Raw genomic sequence first — 24,800 nt, forward strand, 5'->3', positions numbered from 1 at the left:
ACGAGCCAGCCCCCATTCACGCCCAAGAAGGATGCTTTCATGCCGGATAGCCACGCACCTGCCAGCGCCTCGCCGTATGATGAAGCCCAGGGTTTCGCCGTCAAGATGATGGAATTGCTGGTCGTGCCCACCTTTGTACTCGATGTGCATGGCAAGGTGATGATCTGGAACCGCGCCTGCGAGCAACTGACGGGCGTGCCGGCGACCGAAGTGCTGGGCACGTGCGCGCCGGGCCGCTGCTTTTACAACGACGAGCGCCCCACCCTGGCCGACCTGCTGCTGGCCGGACGGGGCGGCGACATGCGCGCCCTGCATGCCCAGCAACCATACCGCAGCAGCACGGGCAGCAATCTGTGCGCGGAAAACTGGTGCGACATGCCGCGCACGGGGCGGCGGCGCTACCTGGCCGTCGATGCCAGCCCCATCTACGGCAATCACGGCGAACTGATCGCCGTCGTCGAAACCCTGCGCGACATGACCGATGAAAAGCGCGCGCAGGTGGAACTGGAACGCCTGGCCACGCGCGACGGCCTGACGGGGCTGGCAAACCGGCGCTGCTTCGACGACACCATCCTGGCCGAGTGGCAGCGCGCCCAGCGGCAGGGCCAGCCCCTGTCGCTGCTGATGGTCGACGTCGACAATTTCAAGGAATACAACGACAGCCACGGCCACCAGGGTGGCGACCTGTGCCTGCGCAAGGTGGCCGGCGCCGTGGCCAGCGAAATGCGCACGAACGACCTAGTGGCGCGCTACGGCGGCGAAGAGTTCGCCGTCATCCTGCCGAACCAGTCGCTCAAGGGCGCGGCCATCGTGGCCGAGCGTATCCGCCAGCGCGTGGAGCGGCTGCAGCTGCCGCGCCAGCGCCCCGATGGCGCCTGCGTCACCGTCAGCATCGGCGCCGCCACGGCCCTGCCCGGCCCCGGCACGGAACTGGGGCAGTTGATCCATACAGCCGACTGCGCCCTGTACCGCGCCAAGCACCTGGGCCGCAACCGCATCAGCCTGCCGGAAACGACGCTGACCTGACCACCTGTCCCTGCGGCACGCCTTGCCTGCCCTGATGGGGCCGCCCCTTCATGCCAAAACGCCTTGCCCCTATGCACGGCGGCATGAATATTCTATGCTGCGGCGTTGCACTTTCATAACATCCAAAAAAGAAGGAGCCCTCGTGTCAAGAATCATGCCCGCTTTATTACCCGCTTTCGCCCTGGCCCTGTCGGCCATGGCTGCCTCGAACCTGGGCGCCGCGCCCGTCAAGCCGGCCGCCGCCAGCACCGCCGCCGTCGCAGGCAAGGCCGATCTGCTGCCGTTCAAGGCCACGGAAAAGACCCTGGCCAACGGTTTAAAAATCATCATCGTGCCGACCGGCTTCCCGAACCTGGTCTCCTTGCAGATTCCCGTGCAGACGGGTTCGCGCAATGAAGTCGAGCCGGGCAAGTCCGGTTTTGCCCACTTCTTCGAGCACATGATGTTCCGCGGCACCAAGGCGTATCCGCCCGAGAAATACCAGGAAGTCATCACCCGCGCCGGCGCGCGCCAAAATGCCTATACGAGCGACGACCTGACCAATTACCACACGACGTTTGCCAAGCAGGACCTGGAAACCGTGCTGAAGGTGGAGGCGGACCGCTTCCAGCACCTCGACTATGCGGAAGACGCGTTCAAGACGGAATCGCGGGCCGTGCTGGGCGAATACAACAAGAACAGCGCCAATCCCGTGTCGAAACTGTTCGAAGTGATGCGCGACAGCGCCTACACGACGCATACCTACAAGCATACGACGATGGGTTTTATTCAGGACATCGAAGACATGCCGAACCAGTACGCGTATTCGAAACTGTTCTTCGACCGCTGGTACCGCCCCGAGCGCACCACCATCATCATCGCCGGCGACGTGGAGCCGCAGCAAGCCATCGCGCTGGTGGAAAAATACTGGAGTGGCTGGCAGCGCGGCAAGCAGCAGGCGGCCGTGCCCGTGGAACCCGCGCCGCATGGCCCCGTCTACAAGCACGTGGCTTGGCCCACGCCGACCCTGCCGTGGGTGGCCGTGGGCTTCCACGCGCCCGCGTTTTCCGTGAAAGACAAGGACCAGGCGGCGCTGGCGACCTTGCTGTCGCTGTCGTTCGGCCGTACCTCGCCCCTGTATAAACGCCTGGTGCAGAACGAACAGAAGGTCGATCAATTGTTCGAGATGACGCCGGACCGCGTCGATCCGACGCTGGCCGTGCTGGGCGCGCGCGTGAAAAACATCGATGACGCCGTCTACGTGCGCGACGCGATATTGGCCACCGTGGCGCAGCTGCGCGACACGCCGGTGAGCGAAAAGGACCTGGCGGACGCCAAGTCGGCGGAAAAATACGGCTTGATCCGCTCGCTCGACAACACGGAGCAGATCGCCGGTACCCTTGCCTCCTTCGTGCACTTCGACCGCTCGTATGCCACCATCAACCAGTACTACCGCCTGATCGACACGCTCACGCCGGCCGACCTGCAGGCCGCCGCGCGCAAATACCTGACGGACGACGGCCTGGTGGTGACCACCTTGTCGCACCAGCCGATGGCGGCCGCCATCGCCACGACGCCGAAGCTGGCCAGCCTGCTGCCGGCCGCCACGAACGCGAAGTTCGACGTGCTGGTGCAAAAGTCCGCGCTGCCGCAGATCCGCTACAAGCTGCTGTTTATGGCCGGCTCCGCGCAAGACCCGCAAGGCAAGGAAGGCCTGGCCGCGCTGACGGCCGCCATGGTGGCGTCGGGCGGCTCATCCGAGCGCAAGATCGACGAAGTCAACCAGGCCCTGTTCCCGCTCGCCGGCAGCTTTTCGCAGCAGACGGACAAGGAAATGACGACGTTTACGGGTTCCATTCACAAGGATAACTGGACGCAGTTCAACGCCATCGCCCTGCCCCTGCTGCTCTCGCCCGGCTTCCGCGAAGACGATTTCCGCCGCCTGAAGGATGCGCAAAAGAATGCGCTGCTGCTGGACCTGAAGGACAATAACGAAGAGGAATTCGCCAAGGAGCGCCTGCAAACCAACGTCTACGCGGGTACGCCGTACGGCCACCCCGTGCTGGGCACGGTCGCCGGCATCGACGCCATCACGCTCGACGACGTCAAACAGTTCTGGAAGAGCGCGTATGCGCAAGGCGCCGTCAAGGTGGGCCTTTCCGGCGACGTGTCCGACGCCATGACGGCCTCGCTGACGCAGGCGCTGGCAAGCTTGCCGGCCGGCCCCGGCTTGCCGACCACCGTGAAACCCGTGGGCCGCAAGGCGCAGGGCCTGGAAGTGGAAATCCTCGAGAAAAACACGCGCGCCACGGCCATTTCCTTCGGCCTGCCGCTGGACGTGACCCGCACGCACCCGGACTTCCCCGCGCTGTGGCTGGCGAAAACCTGGCTGGGCGAGCACCGCGCCTCGAATTCCTATCTGTACCAGCGCATCCGTGAGATTCGCGGCATGAACTACGGCGATTACGCGTACATCGAAGCCTTCCCGCGCGGCATGTATCAGTTCTTCCCGAACCCGAACCTGGGCCGCAAGGCGCAGCTGTTCGAAATCTGGATCCGCCCCGTGGCGCCGGAGAACGCGCATTTCGCCCTGCGCGTGGCCCTGACGGAATTGGGCAAGCTCATCGACAACGGCCTGACGCAAGACGATTTCGCCACCACGCGCGACTACCTGATGAAGAACGTCTTCGTCATGACGTCGACGCAGGACCAGCAGCTGGGCTATGCGCTCGATTCGCAGTGGTATGGCACGCCAGAATTTACCAAGCTGATGCGTGACGGCTTGTCGAAACTGACGCTACAAGACGTCAATTGCGCCATCAAACAGCATCTGTCGGCGAAGAACCTGTCCGTGGTGATCGTCGCCAAGGATGCGGCCGGCTTGAAGGAAAAGCTCGTCAGCGACGCGTTTTCTCCCATCAAGTACGACGGCAACAAGCCGCAGGCGCTGCTCGATGAAGACAAGGTCATCGGCGCCATGAAGCTGAACATCCAGCCGGCGGCCGTCACCGTGACGCCGGCGGCGCAGGCGTTCGCGAAGTGAAGGCGCCAACAGGCGCACCAGCAAGGGGCATCCATAAGCGCACCAATTAAAAACAGACGCACCAAGTAATTGCAAGAATGGCCGCCAGCATTATGCTGGCGGCTTTTTTTATGCACTGAAATAAGGCATCCGAAAAGCCGCGGCGATTATCTCGCCCCATTAAATGGCGCCATGCACCATTATCGATACTCATCGCACCGGCTAAATACCACGGCGCATATGGATATTACAAATATAAATCCCGAAAACACGCCCTGATAGACAGCAAGAGCAGGCAGTTGCAGCAAGGCGGAGCCAGTCAGCAATTTATATCATATAAAACAATGACTTAAGAATATTTTTATGCATTTTAAATATTGTATATTTAGCACTTTACATCTAGCCATTAACACACATTCCTTTCAATGGCAGCATATTTTAATTAAATATGTAAGCGCGAAAATATTCTATATAAACTGTTGTGTCAGCGTGACAATGTTGCAAAAAGGCATGGCGCACTTTTTATGAAAATGTTTTTATAAAGGTCTAGGCAAAACTGTTTATACGGTTCTGCAATAAAAATCGCTGAAGCGATCCACTAGACCGGGAAAGCCGCACATCGCACAACGATGGTCGGCCATGTGTTCAGTAGTTGAAATTCGATGGAGAATATTTTGCTTAAAAAAATAGTCTTGAAACAAAGCGTTATCGCTGTCGCACTCACCTTGTCTTCCTCGCAGCTGGTCTACGCGCAACTGGCGCCGCAGGAGCCGGCGCTGCAGAAAATCCTCATTACCGGGTCCAACCTGAAACGCGCCGACAAGGAGGGCACCTCCCCTGTCGATGTAATCACCGCCAAGGACATCAAGGACAGCGGCGCATCGACCGTTGCCGAACTGATGAAACTGGTGCCATCCATGGGCACGGACACCAACCAGGACCAGGGCAGCGGCACGGGCTTTGCCAGAGGCGTCGCCACCGCCTCGCTGCGCGGCCTGGGATCGAGCTCCACCCTGATCCTGCTGAACGGCCGGCGCATGACGCCATCGGCGTATGCCGACCCGAACAACGGCAACTCCACGCTGTATGACTTGAACAGCATCCCGCTGTCCGCCCTGGACCGCGTCGAAATCCTCAAGGATGGCGCCTCGGCCGTCTACGGTTCGGACGCCATCGGCGGCGTCATCAACTTCATCACCAAATCGAACTACCGCGGCGCGCAAATCGCCGGCAACGCGGGCGCCAACGACGATGGATTGTTCCGCCGCAAGAACGTCAATGGCTTCTTCGGCACGGGCGACCTGGACGCCGATGGCTACAACGTCTTCGTCGCCGCCGACTTCTCGCAACGCGACCGCGTGGCGCGCCGCGACGTCAAGGACATCGCCTACTCGACCTACCAGGACTTGAACGGCCGCTTCCGCTCCAACTACTCGAGTTCCATCTCGAAGTATGCGGCGGTGTACCGCGAATCGGCGCCAGGTTCACGCAACTTCGGCGTCACCCAGGCAACCGCCCCGCAGCGCCTGACGTTCAACCTCGGCTGCGATGCGTCGCAACAGATCACGGGCGGGGTCAAGGATGGCCTGCTGCCAACGAGCGTGCTGATCGGCCGTACGTTCTGTAACTATGACGCCGATCAATTCCTCGAAGGCCAGGGCGACGGCCGCGATGCCAGCGTGCTGAGCCGCGGCACCTTGAAGCTCAGCAATGCCGTCACCGGCTATGCCGAAGCGGCTTACACGCGCTCCGCGCGCTCGTACACGGGGTCGCCGGCCACCATCGGCACGACCTCCGTCACCAACTACATGGCAACGGGTCTGGCCGATCCCTTCCAGGTCATCCTGCCGATTGGCCATCCGGACAACCCGCTGACAAATGCCCGCGCATCGGTCGCCTACCGCTTTGAAAACCTGCGCGGCGGCTCGGAAACGGTCAACCAGAACACGCGCCTGCTGACGGGCCTGCAAGGCGACCACTTCGGCTGGAGCTGGGATACGGGCCTGCTATGGAACCGCTCGAAGCGCGATGAAACGCAATATGGCCGCCTGTACCTGCCCACCTTGCGCAAGCTCAATACCGGCACCTCGCTGGCACAGCTGGCCGCCGACCCCACCATCGGCTACGATACGCAGAGCACGGGCGTGGCGGAAATCTTCCAGCTCGATGGCAAGGCCAGCACGGAATTCGGCAAGCTGGGCGGCGGGGCCGTGGGCCTGGCCGTCGGTTTCGAGCTGCGCCGTGAAAAAATCCGCATCGATCCTGACCCGTTGGTCGCCGCCGGCCAGATCTACGGCACGGCCAACACCATCATCGACGGCCAGCGCGACGTCAAGTCGGCCTTCGTCGAGCTGCGCACGCCGTTCACCAGGAGTTTCGAGATGGATTTTGCCGGCCGGGTCGACAAATATCCTGGCATCAAGACCAACTTCGTGCCGAAAGTGGGCGCCAAGTGGACGGCCACCGATACGCTGGCCTTCCGCGGCACGTATGCCGAAGGCTTCCGCGCTCCGGCGCTGTCGCAAGTGACGCCAGGCGGCGCGCAATTCTTCCTGTCCGGCGTGTGGGATCCGAAACGCTGCCAGGAAGATGAAAGCACCCCGCGTCCGGGCGGCGTGACGGCCGACTGCAGCAAATCGATTTCCGGCGTCGGCGGCGCCAATCCGGACTTGAAGCCGGAAACGTCGAAAAGCTACTCGCTGGGCCTGATCTACTCGCCCACCTCCGACATCGACCTGGTCGTCGACGTGTACCGCGTGCGCAAGGAAAAGGAAGTGGCACTGGGCACGGCCAGCGAAGCGCTGAAGAACGAAGACCGCGAACCGCAAAACGTCGTGCGCGACCAGAACCCGAGCAGCTTCCTCACCGATGCCAGTGGCAATCCGATCCCGGGTACCGGCACTTTGCTGTCGGTCAAGACGCCATGGTCCAACCAGGGGTCGACCGAAATGCGCGGCGTGGACTTTGAAGCGCGCCTGCGTAACAAGCTCGGCGAATGGGGTTCGCTCAGCACCGCCTTGCGCGGCACCTACGTCTACAGCTACAAGCTGGAGCAGCACGAAGGCGATACGGTCAGCAATGTGACCGGCACGCGCCCAGGTCTGTACGATTGGCAATTGTCCACCGGCACCGACATGCCGAAGGTCAAGGCTTCGCTGACCACCAACTGGACGCGTGGCGACCATAGCGTGAACGCCTCGCTGAACTTCGTTGGCAGCGTATCGCTCAAGCGCAACCGCGACGGCGCCGAGATCTACGACCAGCCTTTCTGCTCCTACGGCACGAAGAAGGCGACCGATGCGGCGCCGGATCGCAATACCACGATCCCTGGCTACGAAGCGGCCTTCCCGGACTGCAAAGTGGCCAGCTGGACCACCGTGGGCCTCGGCTATACATACACCGGCTTCAAGAACCTGAGCCTGGGCATCAATATCCAGAATCTGTTCGACCGCGCCGCGCCGTATGACCCGGGCTACCCGGCAGCCGGCTACAACGAAGGCTTGCACAACGCCTATGGCCGTTATTTCACCTTCAATGCGCGCTACACGTTTTAATTAAGCGCAAGCAAACAGCAAACGCCTCCTGCGGGAGGCGTTTTTTTTGGGCGCTATTCGAAGGGATTGGCCACCGACGTCACTTCGGGCGGCGGCAGCTGGTCGGGCAACGCCTGCTTTTCCAGCTGCGCCACCACGTCGGCCAGCAGTTTTTGCAGCTGTTTCGCCAGGGCCAGGCCCGGCTTGTCCAGGGTCAGGTCGATGTCGCCGCTGATGCTGATGCGGTCGACGCGGTTTTCGATGGTCAGACTGCCGATTTCCAGCACATCGCTTTCATTGGCGTAAGGGACGAATTTCTTTGCGCACATGGCATTTCCTCTCAAGGCGATTATTTCTTGGACTTGCTATTGATCTTCGGCAAACTCAGCATGCGCAGTTTCTGCTGCCGCGTCAGCGACGGTAACAGATCGATGCCGATCCTGTCTTCCAGTTGCGCAATGCTCAGCACTTCATACGCCTTGGTATCGACATTTTCAATGAAATAGGCGGCGCCGGCGCGCTGGCGCGGGCTGTACACGGCCTTGTACAGATGGCTGGGCACGATGACTCTTCCCACCTTGCGCAGGTTGCCGCCAATGAACGCCGGCCCCGTGATCACGTACAGGTCGCCCTCTTTCTTCGCCATCTTGCGCACGGCGCCTTCGATGCCGGCCCACACATAGCGGTTGTTGCGCGAGTCTTGCGGCACCATATTGGCCAGGGTAAAGCTGTCGCGCTGGCTCTGGCGGTCCGGCATGTCGCCATTGGGCGCCATGTGGCCACGGTCGAAACCGCTGCGCACATAATCGGCCAGCTCCGCGCGCTGGGCGGCGGGCAGCTTGCGTTCGGCATGGAAGGAATTTTCACGCGACAAATCCTGCGCCGCTTCCAGGTTGTTCGCCGTCAAATGCTCGGCCGACCACAAGGGCGTGCGGGTGATACCCGAGTGCATCACGCCAAACACGTTGTAGCACAGCTCCTTGGTCGCCACGTCGAGCTTGGGGTTGGTGATTTCCGGCTTACGGCCATCGACGTAATGGGCAGGACAGGCATCGGCATGCGCCAGGTTCGCGGCAAAGGCGGAAGCCAGCACGCCGCACGCCAGGGTCAGCCTGGCGATCGATCGTTGAATCATATTTCCCTAGTTGAAATCTTTGCAGGCCAGCATTCTAGCGGACGCCGGCCTTCACCACAAACCTGCACCCGCCTGGCGTGTGCGGCGGTGAACGGGCATGCAGGCGAGCCTGCGGGCGGCCCCGCGCAAAGCAGATGCAAATAAAGGCCAACAGGTCGCGCACAGCCATTCATATCTGCTAAGATTGCCTTGATTCGTTCGCATCGACCATTCAAGATTTGGAGAGCATATGATCAAAAAAACCCTGCTGCTGATCGTTGTCGTCGTCGCCGCCATCCTCGGCTATGCCACCACCAAGCCCGACACCTTCAGTGTCCAGCGCGAAATCACCATCAAGGCCCCGCCCGAGAAAATCGCCGCCCTGATCACGGATTTCCACTACTGGGCCGCCTGGTCGCCGTGGGAAAAGCTCGATCCCGCCATGCGCCGCACGTTTACGGGCCCGGCCAATGGCCTGGGCGCGCAATATGCGTGGCAAGGCAATGACAAGGTGGGCGCGGGCCGCATGGAAATCACGGAAGCGGCCCAGCCCGAGCGCACCGTCATCAAGCTCGATTTCCTCAAGCCGTTCGAAAGCCACAACACCACCACCTTTACCATGACACAAGAGGGCGACGGCACCAGGGTGAACTGGACCATGACGGGCCCCAGCCCTTACGTCAGCAAGGTCATGACGGTCTTCGTCAGCATGGACCGGATGATCGGCAAGGATTTTGAAAAAGGCTTGAACAACCTGAAGGCGGCGGCGGAACGCTAAGCCCGCTAGCAGCAAGCAGAAACAGGGCCCGCGCGGCCCTGTTTTATTTGGCGCTCCCCCTTGCGGCTGGATCCGCAGCAAGGGGATGTGCCGTCAGAACTGTTCGATCCAGGCGGCCAGGTGGTCGGGCGTGAGCGCCGGTTCCGCCTGCACCAGCTTGCCCTGCAAACCCAGTTCCGTCTTGCTTAGCTGCAAGGACCAGCCGCGCCGCGCCAGCCACAGCAAGCAGGCCAGCCAGAACGAGTGGGTGGCCGAGACGGGCGTGGTGGTCGGCGTTTCCAGGAATTCCGTCAGCAGCCGGCCATCGAGGAACAGTGCCGTGCCGCCCTGGTTTTGCAGCGCCGCGCCAAACACGGGCAGCAGCATGTCGATCGCCTGCTCCACGCCGCGCCCCGGATGCTCGCGCTCGAGCGTGTCGAGCTGCTGGCGCACGGCGGCGGCAAAGGCCGTGCCGCGGAAGGCTTCCGAGCTGACCAGGTCGGCATAATCCATCAGCAGCCAGTCCGGCTCGGGCGGCGTGACGCCTGCCGTCAGGGCCGCCGACAGATACGCTTCCACGGGCAGCTGCTGTTCCGGACCGGCCAGACTGGCGCACAGGGCGTACAGGGTGCCGATGCGGTTGGCGACGGCTTGCCGCTGGCGCACCATCAGCTTTTCGCGCAGCAACTGGGCGTGCTCATTGCGCAAGCGCGCCAGTTCCAGCGCCTGCTTCAATTCCATGCGCAGCGCCGCGATATCCCACGGCTTCTGGATGTAGCGGTGGATCTGCCCCTGGTTGACGGCTTCCACCGTGTGCTCCAGCTCGGAATACGCGGTGGTGAGTATGCGCACGATGTGCGGATGGCGGTCCCAGGCATACGACAGCAACTCGTTGCCGTAGGCGCCAGGCATGCGCTGGTCCGATACCAGCACGGCGATGCGGTCGGCCTGCTCGTCGAGGATGCGCTTGCCTTCCTCGACCGAGGTGGCCGTCAGTACCTCGGCCAGCGGCGCGATGGCGCGCTGGAAGTATTTGAGGGCGTTGGCCTCGTCATCGACGTAGAGTATCGTCGGCAAGCCTTGCGCCGGCTCACGCTGAGCCGGTAAACGCAGATTGGCGTCAATCATGCTCGTTCCTTATATGTACTGGAAAATTCAGGGTTACCGTGGTAGAACTGCCAAACTCGGTGGCGATATCGAGGTTGCCGCCGAACGACTGCATCATGCGGTGGCAAAACACCATGCCCCAGCCCTTGCCTTCGCCGCCGCTGCTCACAGGGTCGATCAACAGCTGTTCGACGATCTCGGGGGCGATGCCGGCGCCATTGTCGCGCACCGAGATGCGGCCCGCATCGATGCGGATGCCGATCGCCGGATGGGCTTGCTCGCCGGACGAACGCAAGGCATTGGCCAGCACGGACGACAAAATCAGCGCGACGCAATTGGGCGACTCGGCAATGGAGAAATCGTCACCCACTTCGACCGCGATGGCGGCGCGCTGGGCTGTGCTCAAGGGATAGCTGTCGAGCAAGGCGGCCAGCAGCTGGCGCGCGCTGCCGGCGCGGCGTCCGCCCTGCATGCCGGGCCCGGCACTGGCCAGGCGCACCGTGTCGATAAAGCTGGCCAGCACGGACAGGCAATAGCGCGCATTGTCGTGCATCAAGGCGGCCGCTTCGCCGATCTCGGCCTGCGCTGCGGCGTCCGCCTGCGCGCGGCGCGCGATGCCGCGCGCAAAATTGGCGATGGCCGCCAGCGGCGTGTTCAATTCATGCGCCAGAAAAGCCAGCGATTCCTCCATCGCCACCAGGCCCTGGCGGCGCGCGGCGCGCTCGCGCCCCGTCTGCACGGCCAGCTGCAGCGCCGTTTGCATGGCGGCCAGATCGAGCGGCTTTTCCAGCAAACGGAACAAGGTGCCGCCATTGATCAGCTCAAGCAGCACGTCCTTGTCCGCATACGCGGTGACGAGCATGCAGACGATGTGCGGATAGCGCTGCGCCACTTCCTGCAGCAATTCGCTGCCCAGGCGGTCCGGCATGCGGTAATCGGTGACGAGCACGTCGATGTGTCCAGCCTCGTCTTCCAGCAAGGCCAGCGCCGCATCGACGCTCTGCGCCGTCAGCACGCGGTAGCGCTGGCCGACGGCGCGCTCGAAATACTTGCAGGCGAGCGCTTCGTCGTCCACGTACAGTACGCTGGCGCGGCTATCGTTGTCCATGCTAGCGGCCCTCCCAATCGGAGCGCTGCAAGTCGAAATTCATGCTGGCCCATTCGCCGAGCACGCTTTCAGCGCTCAGGGTGCCGCCGTGGCGCTCGATCACGCCATAGCTGATGCTCAGGCCCAGGCCCAGGCCCTGCCCCACTTCGCGCGTGGTAAAGAACGGCTCGAACACGCGCGCCAGGTTTTCAGGGGCGATGCCGGGGCCGTTGTCGCGCACGCTGATGCGCAGGCGGTTGTCGTCCCAGTGGGCCGTGATGCGGATCTCGAACGGCGGCGCATTGCCCTTGCGCATGGACAGCACGGCATTGCCCAGCAAATTGATCAGCACGCCCACGATGGCCGCCTCGTCGCCGCGCACCAGGGTGTCGACGGGCAAGTCGTGGCTGATGCTGACATTCTTCGTTTCGTGGCCCACCAGGCGGATGGCCGCGTCGAGCGCGCTGCGAAACTGGAAGTGGCCCGTTTCCAGCTGGTTGCCGCTCTTGCGGTAGGCAAAGGTTTTTAAATCGGACACGATGTGCTGCACGCGCAGCATGCCCTGCTTGGCGTCGGCCAGGCATTCGCTCACCAGCGCGCTTTGCTTGGCGGCCGGATCTTCGATGGCCACTTCGATGGCCATCATGCAGAAATTCACGGGATTATTCACTTCATGCAACATCCCTGCGGCCAGGGTGCCGATGGCCGCCATTTTCTCTTGCTGCAGCATCTGCCCCTTGATATCGGCCAGGCTTTTGTTCGTTTCTTCCAGCTGCGTGTTCTTTTGCGCCACTTCCGCCTTCAGCTGGAACAGCATGAAGCGGGCGCGTTCGTTAAAATAGGTAAATACGGCGCTGATGCTGGCCGACATGATGAGGAACAAACAGTTGACCACAAACGTGCTCGGCAAGTCGAAGCCGCCCGCATGCCAGGCGCAGGCAGCCACGTACAGCAGGCAGGAAATGGCGCCGAAGACCATATTTTGCCACAGGCCGAAGGCCAGCACGATACCCGAGGAATAGATGGCCAGGGTCATGCCCACATAATAGATCGAGGTGGCGCCTTCCGTGACGGCGATCATCCAGGCGATCATGATTTGCGGCAGGATCAGCCAGACAAAAGTCAGCCCCTGGATGCGGTCTTGCGCCCAGCGCGTGCGCATCGCCAGCACGACGCAAAAGATCAGCACTGACACGAGGATGCGCGCGCTGGTAAACGCCGACTGCTTGTCCGGATACAGGGCCGAATCGAGGCCCATGCCCAGCAGGATCAGCACGATGCCCGTGTAGGCCCCGCCGCGGCTGAATTCCAGGCGGAAATCGCGCAAAACCGCCGTGTAGCCGGCGTGCAGGCCTGGGGTATCCATCATCAAGGAATGCTCACTTCCGCAAACACATTCACGCCCGTGGCGTCGACATAGATTTTCGGGTCCGTCGCATGCTCGGGCAGCAAGGCCGACAGGCCCGCTTCATTGCGATAGATCAAATGCCATTCCAGCAAATGCTCCATGCCGAACTTGCCCGGATTATCCGCATGCACATTCGTCACCAGCAAACGCCCACCGGGGCCCACGCGCGAAGCGAAGTGCATCAGCAGGCGCGCGCACACCTTGTCGGACAGGTAATCGAAGAGGCCGGCGCAATACACGGCGTCGAAACTGCCGGGCAAGCCCGTGGCGCCCGAGCCGTGGCGGCGCTTGAGCAGGTTGTGCACGGAATCGTGCACATAGTCGATCTCGACCACGCGCCCCGTGCGCTGCATGATGGTGGTCAGGCGCGCGCGCGTCCAGTCCAGGGTCTCGCTGCTGAAGTCGACCAGTTCGAAGGCCAGCCATTGCGCATCGGGGCAGGTGTCGAGGAAACGCTGCACCTCGATGGCCGGGCCGCAACCCACGTTGAGCACTTTATACACCCGCCCGGCGGCGCGCGCGGCGGCCGCCTTTTGCGCCAAAAATTCCGTCAGGATATCGATGCGGTTGCGGTGCGCCGTGGCCACGGCCGCCTGCAGGAAGGCCGCATTGACGATCTGAAAATACGTGCTCGGGCCCTGGCGCGGATCGTCCAGCAGCTGGTTGACCATCTGGTAATCGCCCGCATAGCCAAGCGGTTTGGTAAACGTGCGGAAGACGAACGGGGCGCGCAGGATCAGCGGGTGCAGCGCCGCCTGGGCGAACGCGCGGTGGGCCGGCGCCCGCTCTTCCTCGACCAGCGAGGCTTCCACCTCGAGCTGGCGCAGGTACAGCTGGGTCTGCTCCATCAGCGGCAAAGCCAGCTCGTCGAAGATATCGGGACGCAGGCGGCCGTTTTCCTTCGGCAGCGAGTCCGACAGGTCGACCTGCTCGACCCAGCGCGCCACTTCCGACAGGAAGGCGCGCATTTCGTTGACGACGATCTGGTAGTCGCGGCGGATGCGGAAGCGCTCGCCCCAGCCGGCGACAAAGGCGCTCGACTCTTTCAACACGGCGCCCTTGACGACGACCACGTCGCTCAGCTCGCGCCACTCGTCGATCAGGGTCACGGAAACGATGGCGGTCAGGCCCGTGTTGACGCTGCTGATGACGACGGCCTTGCCCACGTAGGCGTTTTTCGCCCCCATGCGCACGGTCACGTCATTGAGCACCTCGCTGACCTGCACAATCGAGTATGGATTATAGATTTCCATGACCAGCGAATTGCGCTGCAAGTTGAAAATCGTGCCACGCACCGCCTCACCCTGGGTGTTGCGGAAACTGACGACTGGATCGATCTGCGATTGTGAATACACGATTGAGCATTATCAAGTTGCCCGGTTTCCGGCGCACCACACTGGTGACGCCAGTTTCCAGGCTGGGTTAAGGCACGGCACACCGGTCGTCTGCCGCCGGCCCGCCATCATGATGGCGGTATTGCGGCGTCGCGTGACGCCGTGCCGGAGCGCCTCAAAGCGCGTCTGTTCGCTCTCTGATCGAGTGTACTATGGATGTAGCAGAACGGGCAATTGTTCCCTCAGGAACAACTGCCCGTGGCGCTGGCGCGCAACGCCGGCGATCATCCCGCAACAAACAGAGCCAGAGCATGACGCAGCAACTGCGGCGTTTGCCCCGTCCAGCGCTTGAACGAGCGGCGAAAGTTGGTGGCATCATGAAAGCCGAGGTAGGCGGCCACAGCATCGTTGTCGTAGCCATGCGCCTGGAACAGATAAATCGCCTTGTGCGCGCGCACCTGGTCCAGCTCGGCCTGGAAATGCGTGCCATGGCGCGCCAAATGGCGTTTCAGTGTGGCCGGACTGACGCCGAATTCCTGCGCCGTGCGCTCCAGGGTGGGCGCGCAGCGGATGTTCGCCAGCAGATAGTCGTACAGCGCACCGAGCAGACTCACTGCCGGCAAGGGCGCCAGGGCGGCCGCGCGCAGGGCCAGCGCCGCCGCCGTGGCATTGCCGCGCGGCCAGGGCTTGTCGAGCCAGCTCGAATCGATGAGCATGGCGTCCACCTGGCAATCGAAACGCAGCGCCTGGCCCAGGTGCACTTCGTGCTGCTCCACGTGGCGGGGCCGCGCGCGGTTGAAACAGAAGCGCCATGGCAAAGACTCTCCCGCCAGCCAGCGGCACATGGCCGCCAACGCCGTCATGTGCATTTCCACCAGAAACGGCAGCTGGCTCGGTGCGCCGAAGGCATCGACCCAGTACAGCACGTGCATGTCGCCCGCGACACGCAGCCGGGGCTGCAGCAGCGGACACAGCAAGGTACGAAAGTCGCACAGGATGGTCAAGGCCTGGCGCAGATTCTGCGCCTGCAGCAAGGCGTGGCTGGCGGCGCCGTAATGGCCCGGCAGCATCTGCTGGCCCAGCATGAAGCTGGTGTCGGCACTGTCGAGGCCGCGCGCCACGTTGGCCAGCAATTGCAGGTATTGCGCGGCGCTGACCTGGCTTTCCGCGGACGGCAGCGCGCCGCCGTCCAGGCCCGTTCCCTTGAGCAGCGGTGCCGTGGCCAGGTCGCGGCTGCGCGCGTAATCGAGCACCAGCGCCGGCTGGTGATGGGCCGCGATGCTGGGGTCGCCCTGCTGGTTCAGCGGCATCAGGCGGGCGCGGCGCTGCTGGCCCTGGGACTGGCGCTGCGGCCCGGTGTTTCCACGGCCCGGCTCAGCTCGGCCAACACCACTTCCGGCACGCCATCGGTGAGCGAGCAGGCATGCCGCAGACTCAGGCGGATTTCGCGGTTGTCGTTGGCGTGGTGGCGCATCTGCCCCACCATGACGCACAGGTGGCGCGCCCTCACGGCCGCATCCTCGCGCGACACGCCCGGCATCAGCACGGCAAAGCGGTCGCCCGCATAGCGGCACAGCAAATCGTCATTGCGCAAGTTCAACAGCAGCATGTGGCCCACGGCTTGCAGCACGCGATCGCCTTCGCGGTGGCCGTATTCGCGGTTAATCAGGTGAAAGCTGTCAATGTCGAGCAAGACCAGCGCGCAATCGAAGCCGGGGCGGCGTTCCTGCTCCAGGCGCATCTGCGTGCGCAGGTAGCTGGCGTCGGCCAGTTGCGTGATGCGGTCGAAGGCGCGGTGGTCGCGGAACAGGCGTTCGCGCTTTTGCAGGTGTTCGTTCAGGCGGAACTGTTCCTGGCGCCAGTAATACATGCCGATCGTCAGCACCAGCATGCCAAACGGAATCAGGGCTTCCAGCCAGTTATCCCACACGGCGCTCTTGTCGACGGCAAAGAATTCGTCCAGGCAATCGGCCCAGGAGCCCAGCATGATGGCGCACAGGCCGCCGGCGATCAGGCTCGTCACCCGGCCCCGTGGACGGCTGCTGAGGGTAAACAAAAACCAGATGCCCGCCATGACGGCCGTGCCGCCTTCGCAGACGATATCCATCCACTTCCAGATGGCAAACGGTTTAACGTGGCCCAGTGTAGCGTACAGGAAAAAGAACAGGGGCAATGCCAGCGCGGCGGCAATCAGGCTGTTACGGTGCAACGGCAGCATGTGGGGAACCTTTAAAAGTGGTGCTGTCGCCACGATAGCGCCCGCCCATGACGGCACGATGACATGCGCCAAGCCCGTGCGGCAGGTGCAAACGGCTCATCATTACCAACGCGGCGGATGCAAATGCGGCAAGCCATTGCCCATGCGCCCTGCGCCGGCAGGTCATTTCAGCTCACCACGGTTAATTTCCGGTCGGAAAGCGTTCCCCCGCCCTTGTTTTCAGGGTGACAATCCCTTGCCTGTCACGCAACCGTCATATTTGCTGCCTAGAATCCGCCCGGTTCCTTCCTTCCTAACCGAGCTCTTCATGAAAACCATGCACACTTCCTTCCCCTCCCCGCTGCGCCTGACGGCCCTGTCCCTGGCCATCATGACCGTCTTCAGCGGCGCTAGCCAAGCACAGGCACAGGACGACGGCCAGCCGGCCGCCACCGTGGTCGTCAGCGGCCAGCGCGCCAGCCTGCGCAACGCCATCGCCGCGCAAGAGAAAGCCGACAACATCATCAGCGTCATCAGCAGCGACGATATCGGCGGCTTGCCCGATAAAAACGCAGCCGAGGCGCTGGCCCGCTTGCCTGGCGTGTCCGTGCAGCGCGACCAGGGCGAAGGCCGCTACATCACGGTGCGCGGTCTGGGGCCTGACCTGAACGCGGTCACCATCAACGGCGCGCTGGTGCCGTCGCCGGAAGCGGGCCGCCGCGCCGTGGCGCTCGATATCCTGCCTGCCGGCCTGATCCGCACGCTGGAAGTCTCGAAGACCTTGCTCCCGGAAATGGACGCCAACTCGCTGGGCGCCACCATCGAAGTCAAATCGCTGTCTGCCTTCGACTTACCGGGCAAGCTGCTGTCGGCCAACGTGGCCGCCAGCCATGATGAAAAGACGGGCAAGACCAGCCCCAGCGGCGGCGCCCTGTGGGCCCAGCGCTTCCTCGATGGCAAACTGGGCGTGGCCGCCGGCCTGAGCGCGGAAAAGCGCTCGTTCGGCTCCGATGACGTGGAAACGGGCGGCGCCTGGAGCAAGGGCAAATTGTCGGGCCTGGAATTGCGCGACTACCTGCCCGTGCGCAAGCGCGGCGCCCTGGCCGTCAACCTCGACTACCGCCCGGAAGCGGGCAACAGCTGGTTCTTGCGCTCGTTCGTCAGCGAATTTTCCGACAATGAAGTGCGCGACCGCCTGACCATCAGCAATATCGCCGGCGGCAGCCTGGCCGAAGGCGAGACGGCCAGCGCGCGCGCCGAGCGCCGCATCCGCCAGCGCAAGTACACGCAGCAAGTGCGCTCGCTCGTGCTGGGCACGCAGCAGAAATCGGGCGACTGGACCCTGGACGTGAAAGGCGGCCTGAGCCGCGCCACGGAGGACACGCCGGAATCGCTGAACGACGGCCGTTTCCGCGGCATCAGCAATTTCGCCGGCATCAGTTTCAATGGCACCGAGCAACCATTGTTGAGCGGCCCCGCCTCGCTGTACGACCCGGCCAGCTACGCCCTCAACGCCATCACCCTGCAAAAGCGCTACTCGAAGGACAATGAGCACCATGCGCGCATCGACCTGGCGCGCAAGTTCGACATCGCCACCCTGAAATTCGGCGCGAAAGTCAGCCGCCGCGAAAAAACCAATGACACGGATCAATGGGCGTATAACAGCAGCAAGGCTTCCAGCGGCAATTACTGGGGCGCCGGCTCCACCTCGATGAGCGCCTTCGTGCAAGGCCACAATCTCGACTACGACCTGGGCAACATCGGCGTGGCGCTGGACCCGGCGCTGATACGCGCCAGGGTCGCCGGCCTGGACCGCGACAAGGCGCGCCTGGCCACGGAATCGGTCATCAACGATTACCGCATGCATGAAGACATCAACGCCATGTATGTGCAAAACAGCTATGATTTCGACGCCTGGCACATCCTGGGCGGCGTGCGCGCCGAACGCACCAGTTTCGAGGCCGCCGGTTCGCAAGTGGACAGCGCCGGCGTCGCCACGCCTTTGACGCGCGAACGCTCGTACACCAACTGGCTGCCGAACCTGCAAGCCCGATATGACGTCGATCAAAAAACCAGCGTGCGGGCCGCCTGGACGCAAGCCGTGGTGCGCGCCAACTTCAGCCAGCTGGCGCCCGGCATCAGCCTGGCCAGCAACACGGAAGCCGTGATCGGCAACCCGGACTTGAAACCCTTGAAAGCGAATAACCTGGACCTCGGTATCGAAAGAGTCCTGGGCAACGACGGCGTGATGTCGGCCTACGGCTTCTACAAGGACATCAAGAATTTCACGTACACGACCAACCTGGCCGGCACGGGAGCATGGGCTGGCTACACGACGGCCACCTCGTATGCGAACGGCGACGCGGCGAAAGTCAAGGGCATCGAACTGGCTTACATGCAGCCGCTGCGCATGCTGCCGGCGCCCTTCAACAAGTTCCTCGTCGGGGTCAACGGTACCTTGAGCACCTCGCGCGCGCAAATCGGCCGCTACGACAAGGCAAGCAAGCAGCAGATGAACCGCGACATCCGTCTGCCGGGCCAGTCGAACCAGGTCATGAACCTGATGCTGGGCTATGAAACGGGGCCCGTCAGCGCCCGCCTGGCCCTCAATTACAAGTCGCCCTACCTGCTGGAAATGGGCGGCGATATCCTCGACCAACGCCAGGACCGTATCGTGGACAGCCAGAAACAGCTCGATTTCTCGCTGTCCTACCAGATCAACAAGCAGTTCCAGGTGACGTTCGAGGCAGCCAACCTGAACAACGAGAAATACTATGTCTACCAGGGCACGAAGCAATACAACGTGCAAAACGAACAATATGGCCGCACCTTCAAGGTGAGCCTGAAAGCCAGCGCCTTCTGATGATGATTCTCAATAACATGAAAAAAACCGTACTCTGCAGCGCTTTGCTGGCTGCCTTCTGCATCAGCGGCACGGCGCAAGCCGCCCCCGTCGCGTCCAACGCTTTGCCTTCATTCACGCAGGAAGCGGAGGAACTGGCGCGCCTGCCCGGCGGCTGGCTGACTTTGGACAAGCACGGCTTGCGCTTGTTCAATGCGGCCGGCCAGGAACAGGACCGCATCGCCGTGCGCGCCAAGCAGCTCGACACGCGCATCGATGGCAGCAAGGTGCTGGCCGTCTTCCTGGAAGCGGACACGCAGCGCCCGCTGCCCGTCTCCGTTGATGTGCAGGCCGGCAAGCTCGTGAAACTGGCGCCGTTTCCCGTGCCGGCGTTTTCCGTGGAAGCGTCCTGCCTGTACCGCGACGCCCAGCAGCTCGATCACCTGTTCTTGATCGGCAAGGATGGCCAAGCCGAACAATGGGTCATGCAGGGCGAGCAGCGCAGCCTGGTACGCAAACTGGCCCTGCCGCCGCACGCGAAACATTGCCGCGTCGACGATGGCGCGCAGCGCCTGCTGGTGAGCGAGTCCAACATGGGCGTGTGGGCGTATGACGCCGAGTCCGAAGGCGTGGGCAAGCGCGAAGTGGTGGCCCTGCGCAAGCCGTATGGCCAGCTGGACGGCGGCGCCGGCGCGCTGGCCGTGCTGCCGGGCGGCGTGGCCGTTCTCGACGGCAAGGCGGACAAGCTGCACCTGTTTGCCCACCAGGACGGCCGGTGGACGGCGCAGCCAGCCCAGACCGTCGCCTTGAACGTGCGCAAGGGCGACAGCCAGCTGGCGCTGGACAAGGATGCCTTGCTGCTGCGCGGCAAGAACGGTTGGCAGGCGCGGCCGATGAAATGGAGTGGCAAGGCGGAAACCCAAGCAGCGGTGGCCATCATCGCCCCGCAAGCGCAGACCGAGCCGATGGCGCGCCAGGGCGACGCGGCCGACGACCCGGCCATCTGGCTGTCCAGGAATCCAGCCGATGCGCGCATCCTCGGCACCAACAAGAAACAGGGGCTATTGGTCTATGATCTGCAAGGCAAGCAGACGCAGCTGCTGGAAGTGGGACGCCTGAACAACGTCGACGTGCGGCAAAACATCCAGTTGGGCGGCAGCAAGGTCGACCTGGCCGTGTCCACCCAGCGCGACGACAACAGCATGATGTTATTTACCATCAATGCCAGCGGCGAGGTGGCGGAAGCGGGCCGTTTTCCTACCGGTCTGAAAAGCATCTACGGCATGTGCTTGTACCAGCCGGCCAGCGGCGGCGTGCAAGCGTTCATCAACGACAAGGACGGCACCTTCCAGCAATACAGCATCGGCCTGGAAGGCAACAAATTCAGCGCCACCCTCTTGCGCAGCTTCAAGGTCGCCACCCAGCCGGAAGGCTGCGTGGCCGACGACGCCAACGCCCGCTTGTTCCTCGGCGAAGAAACGCGCGGCATCTGGACCACCTCGGCCGACGCCGCCAGGCCGGACGCCCTCACCATGGTCTTGCCCGTGGGAGCGCACCTGACGGCGGATGTGGAAGGCATGGCCATCTACCGCCAGCCAGGCGCCAAGCCCGACACCGGCTATCTGATCGTCTCCAGCCAGGGCGACAGCAGCTACGTGGTGCTCGACGCGCAAGCGCCATATACAGTGCGCGGCCGCTTCAAGGTGGGCTTCAACTTGCCCGCCGGCATAGACGGCACCTCGGAAACGGATGGCCTCGACGTCACCTCCGCCAACCTGGGCGGCGCGTATGCACAAGGCATGCTGGTGATCCAGGACGGCTACAAGCGCTTGCCGGACGGCCCGCAGAACTTCAAGTATGTGGCGTGGGGGGACGTGGCGAAGGCGTTGAAGCTGGACTAGTGACACAGGGGCGGCCCGCACAGGCCGCCCTTGCCACCGCGCGAAAGACAGGCGCTACGCCGCGCGCGGCAGATCGATGACCAAGGGCAGGCTTTCGCCAAAAAAATCCACCTTGCCCGTCAGCGCCAACCGTTGCGCCGACAGTTCCACCAGGCACAGGTCCGCCACATCGTGGTATTCCATCATGTAGAGCGCGGATTCGCAGTCCGTATTGCCGGCGTCAACGGCAAGCATCTGCACGGGTCCGTCATCCGTTCCCGCGACGAGCAATCCCTGCAAAAGGAAGGACGGCGGATACAGCGCCCACGACCAGGGCGCATCGTCGTCTTCCGTCAGCCGCATGAACACCTCGTCGTCGGCCTCGATCCTGAGATTGATTTCCCGCATGCCATCGGCACGTGGCGCCAGACTGATGCGTGATTTCGCGACATCCACTTCAAAATTGGTGTCGCCGATACGGAACACAGTCATTGCCCTGCTACTCCTGTAGACGCGTTAATTATACGGCTCGATAGAACGCCCCCCATCGGCCAGCAGACAGCCGCGTGGAATGATTCAATCGCCCTGCTGTTGCCACACCGCCTTGCCGCCCTTGATATAGATCAAGGCACTGGCGGAACCCTCTTTCGCCACCACGATCCCGTCCGTTTTCAGCCGGAGCGATTTTTCATGGTAGCTGCGCTGGAGCGAGCCCTTGTCTTCCACCTGCCACACTTCCAGCCAGGCGAAATCGTCGCCGCCATTGGACAACACATGCCCCGCCCCCACGATCACGGGCGCCGTCTTTTGCCGGAACAGGAAGACGATGCCCTCTTTCTTGCTGTCCTTGTTCTTGATCAGGATAGCCAGGTCGCCCTTGCCGTCGCCATCGAAGTCGCCGCGCAGGACGAAGGGATTTACCCGTGCGCTGACCTCGATCGCTTCGCGCTTGGCCAGGCTATCGAGCTGTTGCGTTGCCCAGGTCGGCAATTGCGCCTGCGGCGGCAAGGCCTGCGCACCGGCCATGCCGGCGGTACACGCCAAAACGAGGGTCACTGCCATGCTTCTGCAATTCATGGGACGGCTCCATCAAGATGAAGAATCGGGGTGGCGCCCGGCGGTTCCGGGTGTGCAGGCAGAATAGCATTATCAGAAAATACTTGCACTACCTCGACAGTGCCCGCTCTCCATCGCCTGTCAATGCGGGCGGCCAAATTGCCGTCCGTTGCAGATCTGCCAGCGACGGGCGGACTGTGGCGTATTAAAATGGCGCCCCATGACCTCCCCCGCCTCGACCTCCCCCCTGCCCGACAGCATTCTGCTCCCTTCCCTGGCCGTACTGGGAGGGCAGATTTCCGTCAATCTGGGGGCGGCGATTGCGAAGAATCTGTTTCCTGTCATTGGCGTGGAGGGGATTACGGCGTATCGCGTGGGGTTTTCGGCGCTGATCCTGCTGGCCATCTTCCGGCCATGGCGCTACCGCCTGACGCGCAAGGATGTGCTGAACTTGCTCGTCTACGGTTCCGTGCTGGGATTGATGAACTTGCTGATTTACCGGGCGTTTGCGTTGATACCGATCGGCATCGCGGTCGCCATCGAGGTGACGGGGCCGCTGGCCGTGGCCATGCTGTCGTCGCGCCGGCCCCGCGACTTATTCGCCGTCGCCTGTGCCGCGTTCGGATTATATTTGCTGCTGCCCCTGCAAGGCAGCCCGGGCAGCCTGGACCCCGTCGGCGTGGCGTACGCGCTGGGCGCGGCCCTGTGCTGGGCGCTGTACATCATCTTCGGCAAGCGTGCCTCGACCTTGCAGGGAGGGCAAGCCGTGGCCTGGGGCATGACGGTGGCGGCCATGGTGACGGTGCCCATCGGCGTTGCGTACTCGGGCACGGCCCTGCTGGCGCCATCGATTGCCTTGATGGGCCTGGCCATTGCCATGCTGTCCAGCGCCCTGCCATATTCGCTGGAAATCTTTGCCCTGCGTCGCTTGCCGCAAGGCGTGTTCGGCATGTTCAGCAGCGCGGCACCGGCCGTCAGCGCGCTGGCCGCGATGGCGGTGCTGGGAGAACTGCTGAGCCTGACTCAGTGGCTGGCCATCGCCTGCATCGTCTTCGCGTCGGCCATGGCGGCGCTCGGCGCCCAGGGCAGCAAGCGCTAGCGCTAGTCACTGCCTCCGGCAGCGATGCCTGCACAGCTGGCGGGCAGGTTTTGATGCCCGGTTGTAAAATGCGTCATCGCTTGCGATACAGTCCATTCAGTCCATTCAGTCCATTTCCGTCTCGCCCATGACATCCCCATTTCCTTTTCGCTTGCTTTTCTCTCTAAGCGCGGCAGCCCTGCTGCTGGCGCCAGCCGCCATGGCCAACGCCGCCGCGCCTGCCGCTCCGCCTATCCTGAAAGGCAATGCGGAAGCGGGCAAGGCCGCGTTTCGCAAGTGCACCTCCTGCCACCAGGTGGGACCATCGGCGCGCGGCGGCTTCGGCCCCAAGCTGACGGGCGTCATCGGCCGCAAGGCCGGCAGCACCACCGACTATAAATACTCGGCGGCCATGAAAAATGCGAATATCATCTGGACCGAGCAAAACCTGGCCCGCTTCCTGCAAGCACCGAGCGACTTCATTCCCGGCAATAACATGCGCTTCTGGGGCATCGGCAATGCCCAACAAGTGGCCGACTTGCTGGCCTACCTGCGCACGCAGTAAAACGTCGCAGTCAGACGTCGCAGTCAGAGGTAAAAACGTCAAACGCAAGTGCAAGGCTTCTGGCCAGACACAAGCAAAACAGAAGCATGGCGCTTAGCTATCCAGGGCATCGAGCACGCCCTTGCGCTTCTTGTGCGCCGCCTCGTACTCGCGCAGGCGCTTGCGCTGGGCAGCAGACAGGCCGCCCAGTTTGTCGCGTATCTGCGCCACCGTCAGGTGCTGATAGCCGGCAATCGGCAAGTCGCGTACCGCCGGTGCGGCAGCCGCCTTGGCCGCAGGCTTGCCCGGCCGCTCCCGGTCGGCCGCCTCCTGCGTTTCGCCCGCTTGCGCCCTTTGCTTGTTCACGATGCGCGCGGCCACTTCGTCCTCGCGGCCCGGATAGCGTCCTTCCTGCTTGAACTCCTTTTCCAGCTTCCTGAACTCGCGCTCGCGCTTGGGACTGGCACCGACAGGCATCTGCTTCCCCTAGGGCTTGGCTGGCAGCTTGCGCACGCACAGATAGATGGAATACAGCGCCGCCAGCCCCACCAGCACGTACACGCCGCGCGACGCCGTCGTCATGGCGCCCAGGATACGGGCCACGATATCGATATCGAACAGGCCCACCAGCGCCCAGTTCAAGCCGCCCACGATCAACAGGATCATCGAGATCCAGTCGACCACGTTCAGGCGCTTGGCCGTCATTTCCTGTTTTGCCGCACCGTCCGATCCTGCCTGGATATTCGCCATCTCAACCTCCCTTGGATAAGAAGAATGACCCGCCACCGGGTCTGTGCAAGGAACAGTGTAGGCGCGGCACCGGCACGCGCCAGTCG

Annotated in this window: 20 protein-coding genes; 8 read left to right on the top strand and 12 right to left on the bottom strand. The window is 62.9% G+C overall.

Annotated elements, in window-relative coordinates:
- Positions 1 to 39: 39 nt before the first annotated feature.
- From ACQ4WQ_RS11925 to ACQ4WQ_RS11935, 3 genes are all read left to right on the top strand, one after another.
- Positions 40 to 1,026, top strand: coding sequence for a sensor domain-containing diguanylate cyclase (locus ACQ4WQ_RS11925; RefSeq protein ID WP_436497231.1), 987 nt, complete (start codon positions 40 to 42; stop codon positions 1,024 to 1,026).
- Positions 1,027 to 1,180: 154 nt separating this feature from the next.
- On the top strand, positions 1,181 to 4,048 hold the full coding sequence (locus ACQ4WQ_RS11930; RefSeq protein ID WP_436497233.1) for a M16 family metallopeptidase: 2,868 nt from the start codon (positions 1,181 to 1,183) through the stop codon (positions 4,046 to 4,048).
- A 671-nt stretch (positions 4,049 to 4,719) separates the two neighbouring features.
- Positions 4,720 to 7,581, top strand: a complete 2,862-nt coding sequence (locus tag ACQ4WQ_RS11935; protein WP_436497235.1) for a TonB-dependent receptor plug domain-containing protein — start codon at positions 4,720 to 4,722, stop codon at positions 7,579 to 7,581.
- A gap of 53 nt (positions 7,582 to 7,634) precedes the next feature.
- On the opposite strand, the gene ACQ4WQ_RS11940 is transcribed toward ACQ4WQ_RS11935, so the two are convergent.
- Together ACQ4WQ_RS11940 and ACQ4WQ_RS11945 are read right to left on the bottom strand one after the other, a co-directional pair.
- Positions 7,635 to 7,889: a hypothetical protein gene (locus tag ACQ4WQ_RS11940; protein WP_436497237.1), complete on the bottom strand. Its 255-nt coding sequence runs from the start codon at positions 7,887 to 7,889 to the stop codon at positions 7,635 to 7,637.
- 20 nt (positions 7,890 to 7,909) lie between these two features.
- Entirely contained in the window at positions 7,910 to 8,695 is a 786-nt protein-coding gene (locus tag ACQ4WQ_RS11945) for a DNA/RNA non-specific endonuclease (RefSeq protein WP_436497239.1), read from the bottom strand.
- A 229-nt stretch (positions 8,696 to 8,924) separates the two neighbouring features.
- Here ACQ4WQ_RS11945 and ACQ4WQ_RS11950 point away from each other — a divergent pair, with 229 nt between their 5' ends.
- A complete protein-coding gene (locus ACQ4WQ_RS11950; RefSeq protein ID WP_326459656.1) occupies positions 8,925 to 9,452 on the top strand; it encodes an SRPBCC family protein in 528 nt (175 codons plus the stop codon).
- Between the two features lie 93 nt (positions 9,453 to 9,545).
- On the opposite strand, the gene ACQ4WQ_RS11955 is transcribed toward ACQ4WQ_RS11950, so the two are convergent.
- From ACQ4WQ_RS11955 to ACQ4WQ_RS11980, 6 genes are all read right to left on the bottom strand, one after another.
- A complete protein-coding gene (locus tag ACQ4WQ_RS11955) occupies positions 9,546 to 10,559 on the bottom strand; it encodes a response regulator (protein ID WP_326459655.1) in 1,014 nt (337 codons plus the stop codon).
- Complete coding sequence (locus ACQ4WQ_RS11960; RefSeq protein ID WP_436497242.1) at positions 10,552 to 11,646, bottom strand: hybrid sensor histidine kinase/response regulator; 1,095 nt, start codon at positions 11,644 to 11,646, stop codon at positions 10,552 to 10,554. The genes ACQ4WQ_RS11955 and ACQ4WQ_RS11960 overlap by 8 nt, the downstream gene beginning before the upstream one ends.
- A gap of 1 nt (position 11,647) precedes the next feature.
- Entirely contained in the window at positions 11,648 to 12,991 is a 1,344-nt protein-coding gene (locus ACQ4WQ_RS11965; RefSeq protein ID WP_436497417.1) for a sensor histidine kinase, read from the bottom strand.
- Between the two features lie 2 nt (positions 12,992 to 12,993).
- Complete coding sequence (locus ACQ4WQ_RS11970) at positions 12,994 to 14,388, bottom strand: class I SAM-dependent methyltransferase (RefSeq protein ID WP_326459653.1); 1,395 nt, start codon at positions 14,386 to 14,388, stop codon at positions 12,994 to 12,996.
- Positions 14,389 to 14,651: 263 nt separating this feature from the next.
- Complete coding sequence (locus ACQ4WQ_RS11975) at positions 14,652 to 15,677, bottom strand: AraC family transcriptional regulator (protein ID WP_436497244.1); 1,026 nt, start codon at positions 15,675 to 15,677, stop codon at positions 14,652 to 14,654.
- Positions 15,677 to 16,585, bottom strand: coding sequence for a GGDEF domain-containing protein (locus tag ACQ4WQ_RS11980; RefSeq protein ID WP_326459651.1), 909 nt, complete (start codon positions 16,583 to 16,585; stop codon positions 15,677 to 15,679). The genes ACQ4WQ_RS11975 and ACQ4WQ_RS11980 overlap by 1 nt, the downstream gene beginning before the upstream one ends.
- A 316-nt stretch (positions 16,586 to 16,901) precedes the next feature.
- On the opposite strand from ACQ4WQ_RS11980, the gene ACQ4WQ_RS11985 reads away from it, so the two are divergent.
- Both ACQ4WQ_RS11985 and ACQ4WQ_RS11990 read left to right on the top strand, forming a co-directional pair.
- Positions 16,902 to 19,427, top strand: coding sequence for a TonB-dependent receptor (locus tag ACQ4WQ_RS11985; RefSeq protein WP_436497247.1), 2,526 nt, complete (start codon positions 16,902 to 16,904; stop codon positions 19,425 to 19,427).
- Between the two features lie 17 nt (positions 19,428 to 19,444).
- Positions 19,445 to 21,307 (top strand): phytase, encoded by a 1,863-nt coding sequence (locus ACQ4WQ_RS11990; protein WP_436497249.1) that lies wholly within the window; start codon positions 19,445 to 19,447, stop codon positions 21,305 to 21,307.
- Positions 21,308 to 21,361: 54 nt separating this feature from the next.
- On the opposite strand, the gene ACQ4WQ_RS11995 is transcribed toward ACQ4WQ_RS11990, so the two are convergent.
- Complete coding sequence (locus ACQ4WQ_RS11995; protein WP_436497251.1) at positions 21,362 to 21,778, bottom strand: hypothetical protein; 417 nt, start codon at positions 21,776 to 21,778, stop codon at positions 21,362 to 21,364.
- 84 nt (positions 21,779 to 21,862) lie between these two features.
- Positions 21,863 to 22,348 (bottom strand): hypothetical protein, encoded by a 486-nt coding sequence (locus ACQ4WQ_RS12000; protein WP_436497253.1) that lies wholly within the window; start codon positions 22,346 to 22,348, stop codon positions 21,863 to 21,865.
- A 214-nt stretch (positions 22,349 to 22,562) separates the two neighbouring features.
- Between ACQ4WQ_RS12000 and ACQ4WQ_RS12005 the strand changes: the two genes are divergently transcribed.
- Both ACQ4WQ_RS12005 and ACQ4WQ_RS12010 read left to right on the top strand, forming a co-directional pair.
- On the top strand, positions 22,563 to 23,441 hold the full coding sequence (locus ACQ4WQ_RS12005) for an EamA family transporter (RefSeq protein ID WP_436497255.1): 879 nt from the start codon (positions 22,563 to 22,565) through the stop codon (positions 23,439 to 23,441).
- A 199-nt stretch (positions 23,442 to 23,640) separates the two neighbouring features.
- Positions 23,641 to 23,985, top strand: coding sequence for a c-type cytochrome (locus ACQ4WQ_RS12010; RefSeq protein ID WP_436497419.1), 345 nt, complete (start codon positions 23,641 to 23,643; stop codon positions 23,983 to 23,985).
- 93 nt (positions 23,986 to 24,078) lie between these two features.
- Here the strand turns inward: ACQ4WQ_RS12010 and ACQ4WQ_RS12015 are convergent, their stop codons facing one another.
- On the bottom strand, positions 24,079 to 24,441 hold the full coding sequence (locus ACQ4WQ_RS12015) for a hypothetical protein (protein ID WP_436497257.1): 363 nt from the start codon (positions 24,439 to 24,441) through the stop codon (positions 24,079 to 24,081).
- 9 nt (positions 24,442 to 24,450) lie between these two features.
- Entirely contained in the window at positions 24,451 to 24,714 is a 264-nt protein-coding gene (locus ACQ4WQ_RS12020; protein WP_326456128.1) for a DUF378 domain-containing protein, read from the bottom strand.
- Positions 24,715 to 24,800 lie beyond the last annotated feature (86 nt).

Source organism: Janthinobacterium goodfellowi, from assembly GCF_051380695.1.
Taxonomy (GTDB): Bacteria; Pseudomonadota; Gammaproteobacteria; order Burkholderiales; family Burkholderiaceae_D; genus Janthinobacterium.

Bases quoted from the DNA above. Each gene is read 5' to 3' on its own strand.
- ACQ4WQ_RS11925 (WP_436497231.1), top strand. From the start codon at position 40: ATGCCGGATAGCCACGCACCTGCCAGCGCCTCGCCGTATGATGAAGCC.
- ACQ4WQ_RS11930 (WP_436497233.1), top strand. From the start codon at position 1,181: ATGCCCGCTTTATTACCCGCTTTCGCCCTGGCCCTGTCGGCCATGGCT.
- ACQ4WQ_RS11940 (WP_436497237.1), bottom strand. From the start codon at position 7,889: ATGTGCGCAAAGAAATTCGTCCCTTACGCCAATGAAAGCGATGTGCTG.
- ACQ4WQ_RS11945 (WP_436497239.1), bottom strand. From the start codon at position 8,695: ATGATTCAACGATCGATCGCCAGGCTGACCCTGGCGTGCGGCGTGCTG.
- ACQ4WQ_RS11950 (WP_326459656.1), top strand. From the start codon at position 8,925: ATGATCAAAAAAACCCTGCTGCTGATCGTTGTCGTCGTCGCCGCCATC.
- ACQ4WQ_RS11955 (WP_326459655.1), bottom strand. From the start codon at position 10,559: ATGATTGACGCCAATCTGCGTTTACCGGCTCAGCGTGAGCCGGCGCAA.
- ACQ4WQ_RS11960 (WP_436497242.1), bottom strand. From the start codon at position 11,646: ATGGACAACGATAGCCGCGCCAGCGTACTGTACGTGGACGACGAAGCG.
- ACQ4WQ_RS11965 (WP_436497417.1), bottom strand. From the start codon at position 12,991: ATGGATACCCCAGGCCTGCACGCCGGCTACACGGCGGTTTTGCGCGAT.
- ACQ4WQ_RS11975 (WP_436497244.1), bottom strand. From the start codon at position 15,677: ATGCCGCTGAACCAGCAGGGCGACCCCAGCATCGCGGCCCATCACCAG.
- ACQ4WQ_RS11980 (WP_326459651.1), bottom strand. From the start codon at position 16,585: ATGCTGCCGTTGCACCGTAACAGCCTGATTGCCGCCGCGCTGGCATTG.
- ACQ4WQ_RS11985 (WP_436497247.1), top strand. From the start codon at position 16,902: ATGCACACTTCCTTCCCCTCCCCGCTGCGCCTGACGGCCCTGTCCCTG.
- ACQ4WQ_RS11990 (WP_436497249.1), top strand. From the start codon at position 19,445: ATGAAAAAAACCGTACTCTGCAGCGCTTTGCTGGCTGCCTTCTGCATC.
- ACQ4WQ_RS11995 (WP_436497251.1), bottom strand. From the start codon at position 21,778: ATGACTGTGTTCCGTATCGGCGACACCAATTTTGAAGTGGATGTCGCG.
- ACQ4WQ_RS12000 (WP_436497253.1), bottom strand. From the start codon at position 22,348: ATGGCAGTGACCCTCGTTTTGGCGTGTACCGCCGGCATGGCCGGTGCG.
- ACQ4WQ_RS12005 (WP_436497255.1), top strand. From the start codon at position 22,563: ATGACCTCCCCCGCCTCGACCTCCCCCCTGCCCGACAGCATTCTGCTC.
- ACQ4WQ_RS12010 (WP_436497419.1), top strand. From the start codon at position 23,641: ATGGCCAACGCCGCCGCGCCTGCCGCTCCGCCTATCCTGAAAGGCAAT.
- ACQ4WQ_RS12015 (WP_436497257.1), bottom strand. From the start codon at position 24,441: ATGCCTGTCGGTGCCAGTCCCAAGCGCGAGCGCGAGTTCAGGAAGCTG.
- ACQ4WQ_RS12020 (WP_326456128.1), bottom strand. From the start codon at position 24,714: ATGGCGAATATCCAGGCAGGATCGGACGGTGCGGCAAAACAGGAAATG.